The following is a 15,051-nucleotide window of genomic DNA, read 5'->3' on the forward strand; positions in this document are numbered from 1 at the left end:
TAACGATTGAAGAATAAAAAATACAAAAAAACTGACCGCACTTAATTTTCTAGTTTTCTATATTCCCACAGAAACGATAGCCTTCCCCGTGAATTGTTGAAATAAGTTCAGGTGTATTCGGATGATCCTCAAAATGTTTGCGAATTCGGCGAATAGTTACATCGACAGTTCTGTCTTGAGGTTTCAATTCCCGTCCAGTCATTTTCTTCAATAATTCTTCGCGAGATTGGATTTTTCCTGGATTTTCGCAAAATTGCAACATTGCACGAAATTCGCTACGCGGAAGTTTATAACTTTCACCTTCTGGATTGATAAGTGTTCGACTATTAAGATCTAACGTCCACCCATTAAACCGATATTGCTCAATTTGCTGTTTCGGTGATTTTTTATTTTCAGACATTGTTCGTTGGAGTAGGTTTCTTGCTCTGATCGTTAGCTCTCTAGGGTTAAATGGCTTAGTAATATAATCATCAGCACCAATTTCTAGCCCTAAGATTTTATCTACTTCATTATCACGCCCAGTCAAAAACATTAGTGCTGTATTTGTTGTTTCTCGCAGTTCTCGAGCAAGCATTAAACCATTTTTCCCAGGCAAATTAATATCCATAATGACAAGATTTATTTCTCTGCTTGAAAGGATCTTATGCATTTGGCCACCATCATTTGCTTCAAATACATTATATCCTTCTGCCTCAAAAATAGTTTTCAGCGTATTTCTTGTAATCGCTTCATCTTCAACGATTAGAATTTGCGGCGTAATCATATTAATGCTTTTTTCCTACAGTCGTGTCGATTTAAAAATTGTCAGGTATTTTATGTGGGTAATTGTATAATTGCAACATTATTGTAACAAGCATAAAAGAGCAAGAAGTGATGAATCATTTATATTTTATGATCTAAATCATATTATAGGCATTGAATTTGAAACTAATTGGTTTTAGAAGGATTATCCATATAGCTTGCCGTTTATTACAGCCATTATTTTGAATATCAGCTTTTATTGAGAAATCGGAGATAAAATTAAGTGCGGTCGTTTTACAGAGGTATTTTAACAAGAAACAGAATAGGATAGGGAGTTAAGTTTGGTGTAAGGCAATGTTGTAAGCTAAAGGCAGCATATAGGTAAACTCCCTTTACTTTCCTACAGAAACATTCCGTATTAACGTAATATACATTTCATCAAATGGCGATGCGTCAGAAAAATAGGCTAAATAACAATACTTAACTTAGCCTATTTTATTCTTAATTAAAATTATGCGGGATAAACTGGCAAACGCTTACAAATTTCAAGCACTTTTTCTTTTGTGGCAGCAATAACTTCAGCTTCGTTTTCTTTGCCTACAGCGTCAAGCACATCACATATCCAGCCAGCGAGTTCTTTTACTTCCGCTTCTTTGAAGCCTCGGCGGGTTACTGATGGTGTTCCTACACGAATGCCCGAAGTGATAAACGGTTTTTGTGGGTCATTCGGCACAGCGTTTTTATTCACTGTAATATTGGCTTTGCCTAATGCGGCATCGGCTGCTTTCCCTGTTAAACCGTGGCTGACTAAATCCACAAGGAATAAATGGTTTTCTGTGCCATTGGATACCACGTTATAACCACGCTGTTTAAACACTTCCACCATTGCTTTGGCATTTTTCACTACTTGTTGTTGATAAGCTTTAAATTCTGGCTCAAGGGCTTCTTTAAAACATACCGCTTTAGCAGCAATAACGTGAACCAACGGACCACCTTGACCAGCTGGGAATACCGCACTGTTTAATTTTTTATAAAGATCTTCATCGCCACCTTTGGCTAAAATCAAACCACCACGCGGGCCGCCAAGGGTTTTGTGCGTCGTAGTAGTAACAACGTGAGCGTGTGGTAATGGGTTAGGGTAAACACCTGCTGCGATAAGCCCTGCAACGTGAGCCATATCCACAAATAAATATGCCCCCACTTCATCAGCGATTTCACGCATTTTCGCCCAATCCACCACTTGCGAATAAGCTGAGAAACCACCCACGATCATTTTTGGTTTCACGCGTAAGGCTTGTTCACGCAAGGCATCGTAATCGATCACGCCCTCATCGGTAATGCCATATTGTTCAGCGTGATAAATTTTACCTGAGAAGCTCACTGAGGCACCGTGCGTTAAATGCCCGCCGTGTGCCAAACTCATTCCTAAAATGGTATCGCCTGGGTTTAACAATGCCATATACACTGCCGCATTCGCTTGTGAACCTGAGTGTGGCTGCACGTTGGCATAATCTGCACCAAACAATTCTTTGGCACGGTCGATCGCTAATTGCTCAACAATATCCGCATACTCACAGCCACCATAATAGCGTTTACCCGGATAACCTTCGGCATATTTATTGGTAAATTGAGAACCTTGTGCTTCCATCACACGCGGGCTGGCATAGTTTTCTGATGCGATTAATTCGATATGTTCTTCCTGACGGCGGTTTTCGTCCAAAATGGCTTGCCATAATACGGGATCGTAATCAGCGATGTTCATACTTCTTTTTAACATTGTGTTTGTCCTCTTTTGTGTAGAAAAATAGATAAGATAAGTTTATCCTGTTAAAGTGCATTTTTTAATAGCAATACAATTTATAATTTCTCATCTTATAGATGAATTTTTTTCATCTAGCTTGTTTTTTCCCGCTCCACCGCTCGCCAGCCAATATCACGGCGAAAAAAGCGACCTTGCCATTGAATTTGTTCCGCTAGAGCTAAGGCTTTTTGTTGGGCTTCTAAGACGGAATCGCCGAGTGCGGTGGCACAAAGCACTCGTCCGCCGTTGGTGAGCAATTTACCGTTTGCTTCGCTCACGCCAGCTAAAAACACTTTTTCATCTGACCGCACTTTTTCGCTCAGTCCGTGAATTTCATCGCCTTTACGATAATCCGCAGGATAGCCCTCTGCCGCTAGCACAATGCCTAACGCGGCTTGCGGTTTCCATTGCGATTTCACTTGATCCAATTTCCCTTCGCAGGCTTTTAAGCAAAGCTCAACGAGATCAGACTCCAAACGCATCATAATCGGCTGGGTTTCAGGATCACCAAAACGGCAGTTAAATTCGATCACTTTAGGTTGCCCGTTTTTATCAATCATCAACCCTGCGTACAAAAAGCCTTTGTAGCGATTGCCTTCCGCTGCCATTCCTCGCACGGTTGGGTAAATAATTTGTTCCATTACTCGCTGATGAATTTCAGGTGTAACCACAGGAGCAGGAGAATACGCTCCCATTCCGCCTGTGTTCAAGCCTTTATCGCCCTCGCCAACCCGTTTGTGATCCTGACTAGTTGCCATTGGTTCAACATTTTTACCATCGACCATCACAATAAAACTAGCTTCTTCGCCATCAAGAAATTCTTCAATCACTACACGGCTTCCCGCTTCGCCAAACGCATTGCCTGACAACATATCACGAATGGCTTCCTCCGCATCAGCAAGGGTCATCGCCACGATCACACCTTTCCCCGCGGCTAATCCGTCCGCTTTGATGACAATCGGCGCACCTTTTTGACGCACATAAGCAAGTGCTGGCTCAACTTCTGTGAAGTTTTGATATTCCGCCGTTGGGATTTGATAACGGGCTAAGAAATCTTTAGTAAAGGCTTTTGAACCCTCAAGTTGTGCGGCTGCTTGCGTTGGGCCAAAAATGGTTAGCCCCGCCTGTTCAAAAGCGTCCACCACGCCAGCCACCAATGGAGCTTCAGGGCCGACAATAGTTAAGCCCACTTGATTATCCTGAGCGAATTTCACGAGTGCGGGAATGTCTGTGGCAGAAATGTTCACATTTTGCACCGCACTTTTCTCAGTGTCATTTTTCTCTGAGCCATTTTCTCTCGCCGTCCCCGCATTACCCGGTGCAACAAAAATATTGCTCGCCAACGGCGATTGTGCCGCTTTCCAAGCCAAGGCGTGTTCACGCCCTCCGTTTCCAATAATTAAAATATTCATAATAATTAACCTTTTATTTTTAAAATACTTATTACACAAAGTTTATTTTCGATTAGGATTAATAAATACAGGAGGAGCAGGATAAGAAACTTTTAGATATCCCATATCTCCAGTAATAAAACCAGAATTAATAATGCCATTTTTACAATCAGAGATAGGCATATTAAATCCCATCGTATTAATAATAAAGGTTGCTATTTGTTGATGAAATAAACGGTTACACTGCTTGAATTTCTGTATAGTGTTATTAAAAATATGTTCTGGAGCATAAATAAATACAGGGACTAGATATTGAGATTCATCCATTGTGCCTTGATTATAAAAATTGCTTGTAACATGCTGTCCGTGATCTGAAGTATAAATTAATAAATAATCTTCTTTATTACGAGCTTTTAAATAATCATAAACTTTTTTAATTAATTGATCTGTATTATAAATGGTACTATCGTAGTTATCTAAAGGTGTATTTTCTTTAAAGGCTTTTTCATCTTCTGATAAATATTCGCCATAAACACCATGCGAGCCTCGTTGATGTAATACGATAAAATGTTTTCCTTGATCTAAATTTATTTTTTCAAATAGCGGAAATAAATAGTGATCATTCATTCCTAGGCTACTATTGTGGTGTAAATCTGTAGGTGTAAATTGATGATCCATCCAAGATTTTCCCATTAAACTCATAATCATCATTTGTTTCTCGGGTTGAGCCGTGTAGAAATAGGTTTCAAATCCTTGCAGTTTTGCTAAATGGAAAAAATTAGTATCACCTTTGATGATTTGAGTTAAGCCATTAGGGTAAGGAATTGCACTAAAAAATGCAGGTACAGAAATGGCGGTCATTAAACCTGCACTATAGGCTTCTTTTAGTAAAACCTCATTATTATCTTTATTATTTTTAGCGAGTTGTGTTAAAAACGGCATTGTTTCTCGTTTATAACCAAAATAATTTACGTGTGTTGCGGATAGACTTTCGCCCATTATTAAAATAATGTTTTTTACTTTAGGCTCAGAAACTATATCGGGTATAGGGTGAGAATAATTTTCTACTTTACTTAAATGTAATAAATTATAAGGAATGACTTTTCCAATAAATACACTAAAGGTATAAAAGTTACTTTTTATTCTAGAGTAAGATAAATTTGAAGTTATTCCAAATTCTTGTGTAGAATAAAAAGAAGGAATAAACATATAAATAAAAATAAGATAAAAAAGGAGATCTATTGATAGGTATTTTTTGGATTTTCTATGAGGTATGAAGAATAAGATAGAAGCAAATACAAAAGTTTCTAGCAGAGAATAAAGAAAAGGAGGAATTACTTTGTCTAACATTGAGACGCCATTATGAAAAACCTCCTGAAATTCCTCAAAAAAGAGATAATAATTCGTTGCATTAATCCAATTTTGATAAACCTCATAATGAACCGAGTTCACAATTTGGCTTAACCCAAAGAAAAATACAAGACAAAACCGAGTAAATCGGCATTTTGAAAAATATAAGAAAACAATAAATGCAAGATTTATCCAAAATGTTTCAATATATTGTTCTAAAGGTCTTATACCAAATAAGTAACGATACCCCATTTCACTTAAAACAAAAAAGAGAGGGTAAAGTATGAAAATAAAAATGCTTCTTAAATAAATATTCATTGTAATACGAGTAACTTTTCCTAAGATAGAATGAGCAGTCAATTATAATAGAAACATCTATTAATGTCTAAAATGACGCATTCCCGTTAGCACCATTACCATATTATGTTCATCTGCGGCATCGATCACTTCTTGATCTCGCATTGAACCACCAGGGTGGATCACACATTCAATGCCGACTTTGGCAGCAGCATCAATGCCATCGCGGAATGGGAAAAAGGCATCGGACGCCATTACGCACCCTTTCACTTCCAGCCCCTCATCTTGGGCCTTAATCCCCGCAATTTTGGCAGAATAAACACGGCTCATTTGCCCTGCTCCGATGCCGATAGTTTGATTATCTTTGGCATACACAATGGCATTCGATTTCACAAATTTCGCCACTTTCCAGCAGAAAAGCAAATCTTGCAGTTCTTTTTCCGTTGGCTTGCGTTTGCTGACCACTTGCAAATCCGCTAGTTCCACCATTCCTAAATCTGTTTCTTGCACCAAAAGCCCGCCATTCACCCGTTTGAAATCAAGGCGTTGTTGCGGTTGGTTATGCCATTCACCACATTCTAAAACACGCACATTTTTCTTCGCTTTCAATACGGCTTTCGCCCCTTCCTGCACCACTGGAGCGATAATCACCTCAACGAATTGACGCTCAATAATTGCCTGTGCTGTTGCCTTATCTAAAGGACGGTTAAAAGCAATAATACCGCCAAATGCAGAAGTTGGATCGGTTTGATAGGCACGGTTATAGGCTTCTAAAATATCTTTACCTAATGCCACACCACAAGGGTTTGCGTGTTTCACAATCACGCAAGCGGGTTCGGCAAAACTTTTGACGCACTCCAACGCCGCATCGGTATCGGCAATATTATTGTAAGAAAGGGCTTTACCTTGTAGCTGTTTTGCGGTGGACACACTGGCTTCTTTTTGTTCTTTTTCCACATAAAATGCGGCATTTTGGTGGCCATTTTCCCCATAACGCATTGTTTGTTTACGGATAAAATTCAAATTCAAGGTGCGCGGGAATTGCCCGCAAACCGCTTCACGCTCGTCATCATCGGCGGCAAAATAAGGCTTCACTAATTTGCCAAAATAATTGGCGATCATCGCATCATATTGTGCGGTATGTTCAAAAGCTTTGATGGCTAAATCAAAACGTGTTTCTAAGGTTAAGCCATTTTGATTTTGATCCATTTCTGCCAAAATCGCGGAAAAATCCTGATTATTCACCACAATCGCCACATCTTGATGATTTTTCGCTGCTGATCGCACCATTGTTGGCCCGCCAATATCAATATTTTCTACTGCATCGGCAAGGGAACAATCTGGTTTGGCGACGGTTTGAGCGAAAGGATAAAGGTTCACTACCACCATATCGATCGGCTCAATTTGATGTGTTGCCATTACCTCATCGTCCACACCACGACGACCTAAAATCCCCCCGTGTACTTTTGGGTGAAGGGTTTTCACACGCCCATCCATCATCTCAGGGAAGCCAGTGTAATCAGAAACTTCCGTAACAGGCAACCCATTTTCCAGCAATAATTTTGCCGTGCCGCCGGTGGAAAGCAGCTTTACACCACGTTGCACTAAACCTTGAGCAAATTCCACGATACCTGTTTTATCAGAAACGCTAAGTAAAGCCTGACGAATTGGGCGATTTGATTGCATTGAACTGTCCTTTAATTAAATGAAATGAAAAAACGCCCACATTATAACGCAAACGTTTGCTTTTATATAGTAAGAGCAGAGAGAAATTTATTTTTTTGCTAAAAAAATCATCAGAAGGAAAATTTATGGTTTTCATAAAACAAAATGATTTAGTTGATCGTAGGGGGCGTTGCATACACTTCAGTGCTGGATTTTTTACTTACAGAACACCGTACTTTTGTTCTGTCATTTTTGGATATTTGGGCTGATGACTTTTTTCTTTGGTAGTTATAACGGATTTCGCTCGTTGAGCGACTTACTTTCTTTTGCTTACTCAAAAGAAAGTAAGCAAAGAAAAGAGAACCCCGACTAAATTGCTGTTCCTCATTCCAATAAATTTTTTTAACGAAAAGTAAGCCCATACTCGCTTCGCTGCGTTCAGGCGTTACTTTTCTAAAAATTTTATTGAAATGAGGGCAATTTACACGGGGAGGGTGGTTTTAAAAAGTGCGGTAGTTTTTTGAGGGTGTTTTTTATGCTATTTTTTGATAATAAAAAGGGCGGTTATTCCGCCCCGAAAAAGACACTTGCTTGTGAATACTTATGCTTTTTTGCAGATTTTGCTGTCTAGCGAGAATGCACCTGCACCAAGGAAAACAAAGTTTAAGAAAACAAGGGAATATAACGCCGCAAGTTCGCCTTTGTTCACAATTGGTAACAATACATTATCTAAAGACGCGTGAATTTGGAAATACGCCACAGCCATCATACCTGACAATAAAAAGGCGACTGGGCGGGTGAATAGCCCTAGGATAAACAAGGTTCCACCAACGATTTCTAATACACCGCCAACACCCATCATTGAGAACAGTTCCACCGCCTCATTTCCACCTGTCATTGATACAGGAAATTCAAAGAATTTTGCCGTACCGTGAAGTAAGAACATATAGCCTGCGATAATGCGTAATAATCCGAGGGCGTAAGGTTGTATTTTTGTGAAGATATTCATATTTTTTCCTTAAATAAAACGGGGCGTATCATAAGGGAATTATTGTTTTTAAACAATTCAAAATAAGGAAATTAAGTTTTTACGGTTAAGAAAAAGTGATAAAAAAAACACCGCACTTATTTTAACTGTAGGTATTGCATTTTTAATAATACAAATTTTTCTTGAAATGATGAAATAACCAATCAAATTAGTCGGTTATAAGTGGAGAAACTTAAAGAAAATGATTAAATTATGCTCACTCATTAGACCAGCAAGGGAATTAAAATAGTGTTTTTAATTGCATTTAGTTATTAAGTGTTAGAAATTACCTATTGCATCAATAAATGAGGTGTTTTTATTTGTAATCTCTAATTAATTAGAGTAGTATTAAGCCGAGTTTTATCTTTACTAAATTAATAGTATCACCTCTCAGAGAGGGAGAAGCAAATTCCCCCCCCTAGAAATACCTAATAAGAGTTACATTAGGGGCATATTACAAAAGTAATTTATCAATGATGATTAACGCTCATTATTATTAATAAATTACTTAAATATAGGGTTCAGTTTTTTATAAAAAGCGTGAATTAGTATTGCGTTAATGTTTGCGTTTTTAATATAGGTAAATGATTTATGAATAAAGTTTTTAAAATTAAATATTCTGTTGTTAAACAAGAAATGATTGTGGTTTCAGAGCTAGCAAATAATAAAGATAAAACAGCTAGCCAAAAAAACACACATAATACTGCATTTTTTCAACCGCTATTTACAAAGTGTACATATCTTGCTCTTCTCATTAATATCGCACTAGGAACATCATTATTCCCTCAATTAGCTAATGCGAAATTTTTAGAGGTTTATAATAGCTCCGTAAAACTACAGCATGTTAATAGTGGCGTACCAAGTAATAGTGTTAATCTTAATCCATCGGGAAGTGAGAGTGTTGGCACAAATAGCAATCAAGGGGTCGCTATTGGCCATAGCGCAACAAATAGTAATTCGGCGACGGGAGCAATTGCTATTGGTCAGGGGGCAAAAAATGATAATTGGGCGATGAACTCAATTGCTATTGGTCAGGGGGCAAAAAATGAAAGTATAGCATCAGATTCTGTGGCTATTTCCAACGCGATAAACCGTTTTAAAAAATCTATTGTGATAGGTCTTAATGCTTATACACAATTAGATCCCCGTAGAACTCCAGAAAGCCGTCAAGGTTCTGTGGTGATTGGGGAAAATGCGAAAAGTGTGGGGAATCAATCTGTTTCTTTAGGGCAAAATGCGTGGTCAAAAACCAATTCTATTTCTATTGGGGCAGGAACCTTTGCGGAAGGAAAATCAACCATTGCTATTGGGTCTGATAAAATATCAGGGACTAAGTATAATGACGAATTGCCTGCTACTAATTGGGATGGAAGAGCAGGTAAGGCACCTACTAATTCCATTTGGGATATATTTTCTGATTTATATATGGGGAAAAAGGCTGACGGCACAGATTATGATATAAAAAAAGGTAGCCGCGATCCAAATAAGCAAGAGGCTTTTTATACCTATTCTGATTTTAAACGCAAATATGTTGATAACCCAAGTGCCTCTCCCACTTATGCAGGTAAATTAGGGGCAATTGCCCTAGGTTCCCGTACTATTGCCGCAGGGGAAATGTCCACTGCGGTCGGTTCCTTAGCCTTTGCTTTGGCAGATAAATCTACTGCAATGGGGTTACGTTCTTTTGTTGCGAGAGATGCAGTGGGCGGTACGGCAATCGGGGAAGAATCGCGAACTTTTGCTGCAAATTCCGTTGCTATGGGTAATAAAACTGAAGCCTCAAATGCTGGCTCAATGGCTTATGGTTATAAGGCGAAAGCAGTAGGTACGGGGGCAATCGCAATTGGTGCAGAAGTCGCAGCAGGGGCTCAATTTGATAGCCGTCAAGCAGGAAATTTATTACAAAATGACGGTGCTTATGCTACCTTAAAAAATGCCGATAAATCAGATGAAACTAAAGCTGAAAATGCGATTAACGTATTTACCAAGTCTTTTGATAATGTGCTTACTAATGGATTACCGCTGGTAGCGGGAAATGAGACCTATTTAACCACTTCAGCAGGTGCGATCAAGAAAACATTAGCTACAACTGAAGATGAAGGGAAAAATGCCATTGCAATTGGTAATAAAACCTTTGCATCTAGAGCAAATTCTGTGGCATTAGGGAGCTATGCCTTAGCCAATGCCAAAAATGCCTTTGCCTTGGGTTCTTATTCTTTTGTGGAACCTTCAGGAAGCAATACGATTGCAATTGGTGTGGGAAGTTATGCCAAAGGGACAAGCAGCTTCTTGGGGGGCTCTTGGACATCAACGCTTTCAGATCGTACTATTGTGCTAGGGTATTCCGCTTCAATTAACTCTGATTCTCCCGATTCATTAGCAATAGGGGTGAATGCCTTTATTGGGTCTAGTAGTTCTTCTTCATTGGCATTAGGTATGGGTTCTATTATTGGGAAAAATGCCAACTCTCCTGACAGCTTAGCCATTGGTAGATACACACGAATTGACGCTAAAGATACAGATAGTGGTATTTTGCATCAGCCTCAAGTTTATGATGAAAATGCTCGAGCCTTTAGAGCCTTTAATAAAGGTAGCGATTATATGCGTCAAGCAATGGCATTAGGTTTTAGTGCGAAGGTTTCGCGTGGTGCGGGCAAAATGGAAACGGGGATTAATGCAATGGCAATTGGTGCTTATGCTCGAGCAACTTTGCAAAATTCCACCGCACTTGGGGTAAACTCTAAAACAGATTACACTTGGGAACAGTTAGAAGCCGAACCTTGGGTATCTAAAGGGGGAATCAGTATCCCAACTTCAGGAAAAACTGGGGTTATTTCGGTGGGCTCAAAAGGCTCAGAACGTCGTATTGTGAATGTTGCGTCTGGTTCTCTTGATACCGATGCAGTGAATGTGGCTCAGTTGAAAACCATTGAAGAACGTTTCCTATCTGAAATTGAGTTATTACAAAATAGCGGTGGGGTGCAATATCTCTCTGTTGAAAAAACGAATATCAATGGACAAGCGGGGAGAGTGGCTAGCAATATTCGTAAAGGGGAAAGTTATGAGCGATATGTGAAATTAAAAACACAATTGCTCTATTTAAATGCACGAGAAAAATTAAATGGAGAGAAGTTTAATCAAACTTCAATAGACAAAATTCGTGCGGCAGTGCAAGAACTTGAAGCGGAATATAGTGGCGACTTAAAAACAACTGCGTCAGAGCTCAATCAGGTTGCAGCACAATTAGATCTAGAAGCAACCGTAACTGACTTCAACAAATTTAATCAATATAAAATGCAGATTGAGAATGCAAGCAATACGGATTCAGCAAGAAATATAGACGGCTTAACCCCTCAAGCCATTGCAGCGTTAAAAGTCAATAATAACTATCTTAATGATGGTGCAAAAGGGCAAGACAGTATTGCATTTGGCTGGCAGGCAAAAACCTCAGGAGCTAATAATGGATTAGCAGGGAAACAAGCCATTGCGATTGGTTTCCAAGCGAATTCTTCCGCTGAAAATGCCATTTCTATCGGTACGAATTCGGATACCTCAATGACAGGGGCAGTGGCGATTGGTAAAGGTGCAACGGTTACTGCGGGTGGAAAACCTTCCATTGCATTGGGGCAAGATTCGACGGTTGCCAATTCCGCAATTAGCCGTACAAGTTCAGCGATGATAAATGGTTTAACATTCAATAATTTTGCAGGTTCCCCTGAAACACTCGGTGTGTTAAGTATCGGAACGGCTGGGAAAGAGCGTAAAATTGTTAATGTTGCAGCAGGCAATATTTCGCAAACTTCTACTGAAGCCATTAACGGCTCACAGCTTTATGCAACGAACTTTATGTTGAGCAAACTGGCTCAATCTGTTAAGAACAACTTTGGTGGCAATGCAAATCTTGCCACTGATGGCACAATTACATTTACAAATATTGGCGGCACAGGGCAAGATACAATCCACGATGCGATTAATAATGTTCTCACCAAATTGATCTCGCTTTCGGCAACAGAAGAAGAAGTGGTGTCAGGGGAAGCTGTCTATGATGCACTTAAAGGTGCAAAACCAACGGTTTCAGCAGAAGCCAACAAAGGCATTACTGGCTTGGTGGATGTGGTGAAAAAAGCAAATTCACCGATCACAGTTGAGCCTTCTACCGATAACAACAAGAAAAAAACCTTCACTGTCGGCTTAATGAAAGACATTGAAGGGGTAAACAGCATTACCTTTGATAAGTCAGGGCAAGATCCAAATCAAGTTACGGGCAGAATGAGCAGTGCGGGTTTAACCTTCAAAAAAGGCGACACAACAAATGGTTCAACCACCACTTTTGCAGAAGATGGCTTAACCATTGATAGCACAACAAATTCTGCTCAAACAAACTTAGTGAAAGTAAGTCGTGATGGCTTCTCGGTGAAAAATGGCAGCGATGAAAGCAAATTAGCCCCGACAAAATTATCTATCGGTGCGGAAAATGCAGAACACGTTGAAGTAACTAAATCGGGCATAGCCTTAAAAGCGGATAACACCTCCGATAAATCTCGCATCACCTTAGCCCAAGATGCGATTACTCTTGCGGGGAACGCAACCGGAACGGCGATTAAATTGACTGGTGTTGCAGATGGCAACATTACGGCAAATTCAAAAGATGCGGTAAATGGGGGGCAGTTGCGTACGTTATTAGGGGTTGATAGCGGGGCTAAAATTGGCGGTACTGAGAAAACAACGATCAGTGAAGCCATTTCTGATGTGAAACAGGCTCTCACTAATGCGACCTTAGCATATAAAGCGGACAGTAAAAACGATAAAACGGTTAAATTGACTGAAGGATTGAATTTTACTAGCACGACCAATATTGACGCCTCAGTAGAAGATAGTGGTGTGGTGAAATTCACCTTAAAAGATCGATTAACAGGCTTAAAAACTATCGCAACTGAGTCTTTGAATGCTTCTCAAAACATTATTGCTGGCGGCACAGTAACCGTGGGCGGCGAGACAGAGGGCATTGTGCTAACAAAATCTGGCTCAGGAAATGACCGCACTTTATCTTTATCTGGTGCAGGCAATGCAGCAACAGATGGCATTAAAGTCTCTGGCGTGAAAGCAGGGACGGCAGACACCGATGCGGTGAATAAAGGTCAGTTAGATAAACTTTTTAAAGCGATCAATGACGCATTAGGCACAACAGATTTAGCGGTAACCAAAAATCCAAATCAAACCTCTATCTTTAATCCGATAAACGGCACGGCTCCAACCACCTTTAAAGACGCGGTGGATAAATTAACCACCGCTGTGAATACAGGTTGGGGATCAAAGGTAGGTATTTTGGCAACAGGTATTGATGGTATTGATGCTGGGAATAAGAAAATTAGTAATGTCGCCGATGGGGATATTTCTCCAACCAGTGGTGATGTAGTGACAGGTCGTCAGCTCTACGCCTTAATGCAGAAAGGTATTCGCGTGTATGGTGATGAAGTTAGTCCAACGAAGACTCAAACAACAGCACCTACAGCATCTAGCACTCAAGGTGGGGCGACAACGGCGAATACGGCGGGTGGTGTAGCACCAGCAGGTAATGTAGCAACGGGGGATATTGCGCCGACACAGCCAGCATTGCCAGAGATGAAAACGGCATTGGTTGGTGATCACTTGGCTGTGCCGTTAGGTGGAAGCCTCAAGATTCACGGAGATCATAATGTGAAAACAACGATTTCTGCGGGTAATCAAGTGGGGATTTCATTACAGCCAAATATTTCTATTGAGAATAACTTGGTAATTGGTTCAAATAAGCCTGAGAAGGCAAAATTAGCCGCACAAGAAGGTAATGCTTTGGTTATCACTAACAAAGATGACGGGAATGCGGCGATGGTCTTTAATAACGAGAAAAATATGCTTGTTCTCAGTGATAAAAAGGCAAAACCAAGAGCGGTTCTTGATGGACAAAATGGGGCATTAACTTTAGTCGGCAATGATGATTCTCAAGTCACCCTTTCCTCTAAGAAAGGTAAAGATATTGATGGAAATGATTTGAGCCGTCTCTCTGTGACGACTGAAAGAACAAATGCTGATGGGCAACTTGAAAAAGTGGAAACCTCATTTGCTACAATGGATGATGGCTTGAAGTTCAAAGCCGACGGGGATAAAGTGATTAATAAGAAACTTAATGAAACCGTTGAAATTGTTGGTGATGAGAATGTGACAACATCTATTACTGATGATAATAAGGTGAAAGTTTCACTGAATAAGAAAATCGCGATTGATGAGGTTAAGATTCCAAATACAGATCCTGATGCTCAAAAGGGAGATAGCATTGTAATCAACAATGGTGGAATCCACGCAGGTAATAAAGTGATTACTGGCGTTAAAGCGAGTGATGACCCAACCAGTGCGGTGAATCGAGGTCAATTAAATACTGTGATTGATAATGTTCAAAATAATTTCAATCAAGTTAATCAACGTATTGGCGATTTAACACGGGAGTCGCGTGCAGGTATTGCAGGTGCAATGGCGACGGCAAGCCTACAAAATGTTGCTTTACCAGGGAAAACAACGATTTCCGTAGGTACAGCAACGTTCAAAGGGGAGAATGCTGTTGCAATAGGGATGTCTAGACTCTCTGATAATGGAAAAGTAGGTATCCGTTTATCTGGTATGAGTACGAGTAACGGAGATAAAGGGGCAGCAATGAGTGTTGGATTTACCTTTTAGCCTTAATCCATAAATAAGCAAAAAGCGAATCACCTTTGATTCGCTTTTTTTATACTCAGTATAATGTTTAG

General features: G+C 39.9%; 7 protein-coding genes. 1 reads left to right on the top strand and 6 read right to left on the bottom strand.

The window, feature by feature from the left end:
• Positions 1 to 49 precede the first annotated feature (49 nt).
• From arcA to HBL79_RS01625, 6 genes are all read right to left on the bottom strand, one after another.
• The gene (arcA, locus tag HBL79_RS01600; protein WP_017806993.1) at positions 50 to 763 is read right to left on the bottom strand and encodes a two-component system response regulator ArcA; all 714 of its coding nucleotides are present in this window, start codon (positions 761 to 763) and stop codon (positions 50 to 52) included.
• 489 nt (positions 764 to 1,252) lie between these two features.
• Positions 1,253 to 2,518, bottom strand: a complete 1,266-nt coding sequence (gene glyA, locus HBL79_RS01605) for a serine hydroxymethyltransferase (protein WP_035686915.1) — start codon at positions 2,516 to 2,518, stop codon at positions 1,253 to 1,255.
• A gap of 116 nt (positions 2,519 to 2,634) precedes the next feature.
• Entirely contained in the window at positions 2,635 to 3,954 is a 1,320-nt protein-coding gene (gene purD, locus HBL79_RS01610) for a phosphoribosylamine--glycine ligase (RefSeq protein WP_035686913.1), read from the bottom strand.
• Between the two features lie 42 nt (positions 3,955 to 3,996).
• Positions 3,997 to 5,283, bottom strand: a complete 1,287-nt coding sequence (locus tag HBL79_RS01615; RefSeq protein ID WP_418883990.1) for a phosphoethanolamine transferase — start codon at positions 5,281 to 5,283, stop codon at positions 3,997 to 3,999.
• A 378-nt stretch (positions 5,284 to 5,661) separates the two neighbouring features.
• Positions 5,662 to 7,266: a bifunctional phosphoribosylaminoimidazolecarboxamide formyltransferase/IMP cyclohydrolase gene (gene purH, locus HBL79_RS01620; RefSeq protein ID WP_035686908.1), complete on the bottom strand. Its 1,605-nt coding sequence runs from the start codon at positions 7,264 to 7,266 to the stop codon at positions 5,662 to 5,664.
• Between the two features lie 580 nt (positions 7,267 to 7,846).
• Positions 7,847 to 8,254 (bottom strand): DoxX family protein, encoded by a 408-nt coding sequence (locus HBL79_RS01625; protein ID WP_046097322.1) that lies wholly within the window; start codon positions 8,252 to 8,254, stop codon positions 7,847 to 7,849.
• A gap of 609 nt (positions 8,255 to 8,863) precedes the next feature.
• Between HBL79_RS01625 and HBL79_RS01630 the strand changes: the two genes are divergently transcribed.
• On the top strand, positions 8,864 to 14,980 hold the full coding sequence (locus HBL79_RS01630) for a YadA-like family protein (protein WP_167316907.1): 6,117 nt from the start codon (positions 8,864 to 8,866) through the stop codon (positions 14,978 to 14,980).
• Positions 14,981 to 15,051: the final 71 nt, after the last annotated feature.

The organism is Avibacterium paragallinarum (assembly GCF_011765605.1).
Taxonomy (GTDB): domain Bacteria; phylum Pseudomonadota; class Gammaproteobacteria; order Enterobacterales; family Pasteurellaceae; genus Avibacterium; species Avibacterium paragallinarum.